Origin of the sequence: Rhodococcus sp. T2V (assembly GCF_029269925.1) — a bacterium.
Lineage (GTDB): Bacteria > Actinomycetota > Actinomycetes > Mycobacteriales > Mycobacteriaceae > Rhodococcus_F > Rhodococcus_F koreensis.
In genome coordinates this window covers 1-7,246 of the sequence record NZ_JARJBD010000193.1, presented here as the reverse complement: position 1 = coordinate 7,246, position 7,246 = coordinate 1, and the positions used below count along the sequence as shown (strand labels likewise).

The following is a 7,246-nucleotide window of genomic DNA, read 5'->3' as shown; positions in this document are numbered from 1 at the left end:
CCGTTCGATCCGGTCCCCCACACCCCAACGAGGCTGAGGAGACGGGGCGCGCGCCCGCCCCGCCGCCCACTCGCCTTCCCGTACCGCTCCATGTCATACCCACAGCATACCAACCATCCCCAACGCAGCCCAAAACAGTCGAAAAACTCGAAACACACAAATCTATTCATCTACAACAAATTACGAACCTTACAATCTGAAGTTTGTGCATAACATACATAAAACCTTACTCATCAACTGATTACCGAAAGATGTTGTCAATCAACATCTTTCAAAACTGGCTCCAGATCGGGCGAAACACACACCCGAGCGCCTCTGACACCCCCGGCGCCGGCACTCCCCCACCAAGTCGCCGGCACCCTACATCACAAACCGGGAACATGTCATCACACCAGGTCACAGCACCATTACGCCCGCGAGGGCCGAGGTCGCGTCGATCCCACCCATAACCACCTGCACACCGCCCAGAATGCGCAGCAGGGGAATTCAGCAGTGGATCGCAACGCTCGCGGCGACGCCTGGGGAGGGAGCGCGTCATGGTGTTCGAGAGATTCTCCGATCAAGCCCGTCAAGTGGTCGTCCTCGCCGGTGCCGCCCGCACCCACCACCAGAACTGGCGTCGGCACCGAACACCTGCTCGTCGGGATCTTCGACGCCGGCGGCCCCGGAACGGCAGCACAGACCTCATGGGGCATCACCGCCCCGGCACTCGAGAGCAAGCCCGAGGGCGGTCAGCGCACCGACGGGATCCGCCCCGGCCGCCGGACACATCCCAATCACCGGCGAAGACGAAGAAGGTCCTCGAGGGCAGCCTCCGCCAGACCGCCCTGCTCGGGCACGAGGAAATCGGCACCGACCACCTCCTCCTGGCCCTACTCGACGACCCCGCCTTCACCGGCGCACAAATCCTCACCGACCTTGTCACCCTCAGCATCAGCGAAATGCGTGAACACGCCCACAGGCCCACCCCAGGCCCCACCCATCCCCATCCGGTTCAGCGACGACGAACACACCCGCACCCACGCCGCCGCTCACACCGCCGGCCAGAACCTTCGAAACCGCCGGTCCACGACCGCATCACCGACACCCTCGACACCGAACAACCCGAATAGCCCGCAGTGGCGTCCAAGAGGCGTCCTCCTCACTCGATCCAATGTGCCGTTCCCTTAATTTCGTAGTACAGAATCCTTATTTCTGTAGTACAGTATTAGTGTGGCGATCGAATGGGCGACCAGCGCAGACAAGCACGGCATCGACCGCGACGATGCGTTGCACGCGATCGAGAACGCCGTCTACGTCGAGCAAGAGTTCGACGAACCACGCGTTCCCGGCCACTCGAAGCCTTGGCTCTTCATCGGTCCTCCGCGCATACTTGGGGGTCCGTTGCTCGAAGTCATGGTGGAAATCGTTCCGCCGCGGGGCATGGTGGTTTTCCATGTGATGCAGGCGCGGCAGAAGCATCTCCACCGCATGAAGGACCAGCCGTGACCGCCCGATCCCCGGTTGCGCAGGCATCCGGTCTAACCGCACTCGAAGGGGTGACATACCGATGAACAGCAACGAGAAGAACTCCGATTACGACGAGCTCGCCGAGTGGGCCGAGCACGAGATGACGCTGCCGAAGAACTCGGCAACCGCCAAGCGGGGCGCCGAGGCCGCCGCAGCGGGGCGCGAACTGCTCGAAAGGGTGGGCGCCGGGCGTCCGTCGTTGGCCGGAGCCAGCGGCGAATCACCCAAGCGTCAGGTCCGACTGCCGGCGCCGCTGAGCAACAAGCTCGACGAACTCGCTGAACGCCAGCACCGCAAGCCCAGCGAACTGATGCGTGAGGCCGTCGAGGAGTACATCCAGAGGCACTCCGCCTGACCACAGCCAGGCCGCGACGGACCCGTATTCAGCGAGGCGGTCACACATTGGGAAAACAACGCTCGTGACGAGCAACGCGCCCAGTGGAGAGGCTGCTGCGCCCAGTCACAGATTGGACATCAAGAACAATGGCGGTAGTTCACGAAGATCGGCCCGAATATCCAGACCCGGAGGGGGACTTCGATCGTGAACTGGATGAGAGGCAAAACGAGTCAACGCGCTTGCCTTCCGGAGAAGATGTCCAGCGCCGTGTACTGCAGGTTTCCGAGTGCTACGTCGGTGGCGATCTAGATCGACTGGTCGAAGGATGCAAGGCACTCAACATCGAACCTGACAATCCGTTTGGCGGACCCGACATTTACGAATGGGCCGATTCAGTCAGACGCACTAGCAGCACAGGCGGGTGGGTAGTTGCCGCATCACTCTACCGGCGGGGAACTGAACGAAAGTGGATGGATGACATCGCTGCCGACCTGCCAGAGGATTTCGATCGGGTTCGGCTCAAAGCGATGTCGCCGATCCCGAGCGTGGTAGTCCTCTTAGCAACGTTTACCCTCTCCGACGAATCGGCCAATGCCCTGAACGATGAGCTGAACACGAACAGATACTTGCGCATCGACACCTTCGGCAGAGGTCTTCGTCACTACACTGCGTTTCATCGCAAGCAAGCAGCGATTACGCAAGAACGCACGCGTGTTCGCGAAGCGGCAAGCCTGTGGGTTGCCCGCGTCTTCCCTGGCACGATGATCACCGACTTCAAGAAGGCATCGCTGCCCGCGATTGAAGTCATCACAACTAAGCTTGCGACACCTTTCACCCGACCTCAATTGCCGGACGTACCGGTTGAGGAGATCAGCAGTCATCTCGAGGACTACCGATACTTGCTGTCCATTGATGTTGAGGGAGACGCCTATACCAGCTCTTCTACGCCCGACTGGAAGATCGCTACTTCCTTCAGACCTGATGACGATCCGTGGACGATAGTGTGCGGCCACAAGCTCACCGTCGATGAATCCCCACGGGACGGCGTTACCTTTGGCGGGCCCTACACCGACGACCACTTCATCGAGAACCGCTTCGGCGGACTCATGGTGCGATGGGCGATCAAGTGCCTCATCGAATGCTACGAAGGAACGATAGCGCAGCTTCGCGATGACTTGGCGCGCAATCCAACAAGAGAGAAAAGCAGGTGGAACTTCATCAAACAGGTCAGCCAGAACGCATTGCGCACAGAGACCATCGACTCGTTGGAACGCGCGAGCAAACTTTTGAGCAACACGATCTTTGATGCCACGATCGTCTCGAATGAGGTTGGCAAGTGGGTCTCCAACGATCGCCGCTGGACCTATGAACTTGATGAATACAAACAGATTCACGACTGGGGTGACGGTCAGGTTGACGAGCTCTTCTTCGACAAGATGCTGAGGACGTCGCTCGAAGACCGCGCTGAATGGTTTGGCGAGACCATTCCTCTGCTCAGGTCAGAGCTGGAACTGCGAGCATCGATCGAGTCGACGGCTGCCAATTTCCGGCTGCAACAGATCGCAATGGTCTTGGCGATCCTTGCAATCTTCATCTCGGTAGTCGCCATCGCTATGCCGAGTTAATTACCACACGACGGGCGCGGCACTTTATCCTCCTGCGACGCAGATGAGAAACGGACGGCGATGCGTGAAATCGACTACCGCGGTGACGACGGGACCAGCTTGTTCGCCGCCGCATGCGGGAGGGGTCCGGTCGTCGACTGTTGCACGGTGGTGGCCCGAACCATCACAGCCTGCTGCCGATGGCGAATCGTCTCGCGGACCTGTTCACCGTCGTCGTTCCGAATGTGCGGGGTTACGGCCGCTCGGTGTGCCGGGATCCGGCTCTGCACACGTGGAGTCGCTATGCCGAGGACGTGATCGCCCTACTCGACCATCTCGGCGCGGCGGAGGCGGCGGTCGGCGGTACCGGCTTGGGCGGGACCATCGCCTTACGCGCCGCTCTTGCCCACCCCTCACGAGTGCGGGCGGTGGTGGTGAACAGTGCCGAGGATATCGAGGACGATGAGGCGAAATCCGCCGAAACCATGTTGATGGACCGCTTCGCCGAACGGGTGCGAGCGGAGGGTATCGAAGCGGCGTGGGAGTTGTTCCTTCCCCACCTGCAACCCCTCATCGGGAACCTGGTGCGCTCTGCGATACCCCGCGCCGACCCGGACAGCGTCGCCGCCGCGGCCGCCATTGGGCGTGACCGCTCATTCCGCACGCTCGACGAACTCGGCGCGATCGACGTTCCGGTGCTTATCGTCCCCGGCGCCGACGAGCGCCATCCGGCCGCGCTCGCCGAACGCATGAGCGCGTCCATCCCGAATGCGACACTCGCGCGGAACGTGTCGTTCGACGCGTTGCGGACAGCGGACAATCTCGCCGACGCCGTCGTCCCGGAGATCCGTCGATTCCTCGGCTCCTGAAGCCCGTCCCTGTCCGCATGCCCGGGCCCGTTCGTCTGGCAGGCGCACGCTGGCCCATGCGGCTCGGCACTGGTAGCACCGCTGCGCGGAGTTCGGGGCGGATCTGGCTTGCGGCGTCGTAAGTGGCAGTATCCGGCGGTCACGCCTCGGTGACGTTGGGTCGCTGATCCTGGACCACGAAGCTGGCGCGGGTGTGGATGGGCGCACCCGGGCGACGGATATAGGGAACGACGCGGAAGTCGTTGCGCCACATCTGAGGGTCCAGGTCGACGCGCACGTATCCGCGCTGCGCGTCGAAGAATTTCATGTCGGGGTTGGCAACCAGCAGGCGGCGCCCGGTGTCGTTGATGTCGGCGCCGTCGCCGCCTGAGGTGATCGACGTTCCCGAGATCTCCGACGCGACGACCGGTGATTCGGGGTCGGCGTAGTCCCCGCGCAGGTCGGCGACGATGTTCTGGTGACGGTCGCCGGTGACCACCACCAGGTTGCGGACGCCGCGGTCCGCTGTGGCGCCGAGGACGGTGTTGCGATCTGCGACGTATCCGTCCCACGAGTCGGAGGAGACGACGGTGTCCGGTCCGGGGCCGTTGTCGGTCTGGCCCATCGCCACCTGATTGCCGATGATCTGCCAACGGGCCGGGGAGCCGGTGAATCCGTCGAGCAGCCAGTTGCGTTGCTGTGCACCCAGTATTGTGCGGTCGGTGTCGAGCCGGTCGGCGCAGTTCGCGGTGACGTTTCCCCCGCAGGCCTGCCGGTCCCGGTATTGCCGGGTATCGAGCATGGTGATCTGCGCGAGATCGCCGAACAGGTAGCGGCGGTGCAGGCGCATACCGGGCCCGGAGGGCAGCTGCGCGAGTCGCAGCGGCTGGTGTTCGTAGAGCGCTTGGAAGGCGGCGGCGCGTCGCCGGCGGAACAGTGCGGAGACTCGGTAGACATCGAAGCCCAGTCCCGGCGAATCAGCGGCCCAGTTGTTGTCGACCTCGTGATCGTCCATGGTCACGATCCAAGGAAACGCTGCATGGGCGTCGCGCAGCGGCCGCTCGGCTTTGTACTGGGCGTAGCGCAGCCGGTAGCTGGGCAGATCGACGGCTTCGCCCCGGTCGACTCCCATCGACATTCCCTCGCGGCCGCGCCGCCATCCGCGTTCGTAGATGTAGTCGCCCAGATGGACGACCAAGTCGAGGTCTTCGGCGCTCATGTGCTCGTAGGCGGTGTAGAAACCGGAACTCCACGACTGGCAGGAAGCGAACGCGAAACGCATCCGCGTCGCGGGCTGCCCTGGAGCCGGGGCCGTGCAGGTTCGGCCCACCGGGGAGATCGCCGAGCCGGCCCGGAATCGGTAGAAGTACCAGCGAGCAGGCTGCAAACCATGGATCTCTGGATGCACGCTGTGGGCGAGTGCGCGGGTCGCAACCGCGGTACCGCGGGTCACCACCTGCCGGAAGTTCTCGTCATGTGCGACTTCGTATTCGACGGTCACCGGATCCCACCCCATGCCGCCGCGCCCGCCGGGGGCGAGCGGATCCGGTGCCAGGCGGGTCCACAGGACGACACCATCTGGTGTGGGATCGCCCGATGCCACACCGAGTGCGAACGGGTCCTCTGCTCGCCACCGCGGCGCGGGGAACCGGGCGCTGCTCACCGCCGACGTACCCACCAGCACCGCAGCCGATCCGGCCATACCTGCTCGCAACAACTGCCGACGGGAGAGGGGCATACACCACGGTATAACCCGGCCGTGACGGCCGGCCGAGTAGTCGATGCGGTTCGAACCGCTGTGTGGCGCCGGCGGCTGCCACCCATTCGCAGATCCCGGACCGTTTCGTGGGTCAGGACTGCCGCTCGTGTGCGAGGGCGACGAGGCGATGTGCGAGCGCCGGGGCGAGCTGGAAGGTGCGGATGAGATGGGCGGCGTCGTATCCGGATCGGGCTTCGGACCACGCCGCCCAGAGCCGCGGGATCTGATCGTCGGGTTGATCACGCAGCTCCGCGGGCAGTCGTTCCCGCAGGTCGTCATACAAATCCTCCGCTGATGGAGGCGTCGGTGTGCGATGCGGCAGCAGTGGTGCCCACCACCGGTGACCAGTCATGAGACCAGTCTTCTCTCCGCCGGAAGGCAGGCGGGCCGACTGGTCCCGACGATGTCCGTGCGCAGCGATTGTGGGTCGCGGTTGCGGCGGATGGTGCGGAGCCGAAACTCGCGGTCCCGGTGGGGTTCCTGTCGAGGGCGATGGCGCCGAGCGTGGGTTTTCAGGGGATGCGGCGGTTCAACACGAGGCCGGTGCCGGCCGCGGCGGAGACGAACAGGGACCCGCCGACCAGCCAGATCCGGCTGGCGTCGCCGCGGGTGATCTCGTAACCGATCTGCTCCTGCAGGGTGTCGTAGACCGAGCGGAGCTCCTCGAGGCTGGAGGCGGTGAAGAACGACCCGCCGGCGAGGCGGGCGATCTCCCGCAGCCCGTCGTCGTCGACCGGGACCGGGATGCGCTCGTTCTCGATGGCGACGGTTCCGTGGCGGGTGCCGAAGGAGATGGTGGAGAACGGCACACCCTTCTCGTGTGCCACCCGCGCGGCGGTGAATCCGCCGCGCGGATCGTCCGGACTCACCGGCACGGTCTGTTTGCCGTCGGACATCAACACGATGTGCGCGGGCGGGGTTTGATCGCTGCCCCCGAGGACCGCGGCCAGGGTGTCGATGGACCCCAGGGCGGCGAAGATGCCCTCACCGGGCGCGGTTCGTTCGCTCAGCTGCAGCCGGTCGATCGCCCGTTTGACCGCTTCCCGCCCGGTGGTGGGCGCGACCAGGACCGAGGCGGTGCCGGAGAATGAGGTTGCCCCTTGAGAGTGGACACCGGATTTCATGCGGCAACTGACAGCGTAGACGACGCGATCAGCCGTTGTTCGAACTCCACTGGGGTGAGGTATCC

At 64.0% G+C, this 7,246-nt stretch carries 7 protein-coding genes and 1 pseudogene; 5 read left to right on the top strand and 3 right to left on the bottom strand.

Features of this window, described 5'->3' with window-relative positions:
- Positions 1-536 precede the first annotated feature (536 nt).
- From P3H15_RS52635 to P3H15_RS52615, 5 genes are all read left to right on the top strand, one after another.
- The gene (locus tag P3H15_RS52635) at positions 537-1,112 is read left to right on the top strand and encodes a Clp protease N-terminal domain-containing protein (RefSeq protein ID WP_276144598.1); all 576 of its coding nucleotides are present in this window, start codon (positions 537-539) and stop codon (positions 1,110-1,112) included.
- Positions 1,113-1,212: 100 nt separating this feature from the next.
- Positions 1,213-1,488: a hypothetical protein gene (locus P3H15_RS52630; RefSeq protein WP_276144597.1), complete on the top strand. Its 276-nt coding sequence runs from the start codon at positions 1,213-1,215 to the stop codon at positions 1,486-1,488.
- Between the two features lie 61 nt (positions 1,489-1,549).
- Entirely contained in the window at positions 1,550-1,864 is a 315-nt protein-coding gene (locus P3H15_RS52625; RefSeq protein WP_128644088.1) for a ribbon-helix-helix domain-containing protein, read from the top strand.
- Between the two features lie 128 nt (positions 1,865-1,992).
- The gene (locus P3H15_RS52620; RefSeq protein WP_276144596.1) at positions 1,993-3,471 is read left to right on the top strand and encodes a hypothetical protein; all 1,479 of its coding nucleotides are present in this window, start codon (positions 1,993-1,995) and stop codon (positions 3,469-3,471) included.
- 179 nt (positions 3,472-3,650) lie between these two features.
- On the top strand, positions 3,651-4,319 hold the full coding sequence (locus P3H15_RS52615; RefSeq protein ID WP_276144595.1) for an alpha/beta fold hydrolase: 669 nt from the start codon (positions 3,651-3,653) through the stop codon (positions 4,317-4,319).
- A gap of 139 nt (positions 4,320-4,458) precedes the next feature.
- Here the strand turns inward: P3H15_RS52615 and P3H15_RS52610 are convergent, their stop codons facing one another.
- From P3H15_RS52610 to P3H15_RS52600, 3 genes and pseudogenes are all read right to left on the bottom strand, one after another.
- The gene (locus P3H15_RS52610; protein ID WP_276144594.1) at positions 4,459-6,036 is read right to left on the bottom strand and encodes an alkaline phosphatase; all 1,578 of its coding nucleotides are present in this window, start codon (positions 6,034-6,036) and stop codon (positions 4,459-4,461) included.
- Positions 6,037-6,148: 112 nt separating this feature from the next.
- A complete protein-coding gene (locus P3H15_RS52605; protein ID WP_276144593.1) occupies positions 6,149-6,409 on the bottom strand; it encodes a hypothetical protein in 261 nt (86 codons plus the stop codon).
- A gap of 160 nt (positions 6,410-6,569) precedes the next feature.
- Positions 6,570-7,172 (bottom strand): annotated as a pseudogene (locus tag P3H15_RS52600) (hypothetical protein); the annotation flags it as partial.
- Between the last annotated feature and the right edge of the window lie 74 nt (positions 7,173-7,246).